The 308-nt window shown below is 47.1% G+C and carries 1 protein-coding gene; it reads right to left on the bottom strand.

Features of this window, described 5'->3' with window-relative positions; genetic code table 11:
• Positions 1–300 (bottom strand): DedA family protein (locus A3756_RS28555; protein ID WP_368664566.1); only part of this gene is annotated, 300 nt, incomplete at its 3' end.
• Between the last annotated feature and the right edge of the window lie 8 nt (positions 301–308).

Here is a 308-nt window from a genome sequence, read left to right as displayed (position 1 = left end):
TATGAATAAACTCAGTGACGCAAGTGGAAACTCATAGTCCTTTGATGACGTGTTTTGGCTTTTGTTATTGCGCAATAGCGCCGCATAGATGCGAGATCCATGCTGAAGGTTAAGGCTGGCATAGCGAAAGCTGAGAGTGATAATGAGCAGCGCAGCAATTAGAGAGAACAAGGCCGGATAAAAGTTACTTGGCAGAACCAGATGGACGGCACTGCCAGTCAGGTAGCCAGGCAAGATATAAAACGGTGCCCAAATGGTTGCCGAGAGGGCATTGAAGACAGTGAATCTGGTTTGAGACATTCCAAGCA

The organism is Oleiphilus sp. HI0086, assembly GCF_001635225.1.
This window is presented reverse-complemented; position numbering and strand designations above follow the sequence as displayed.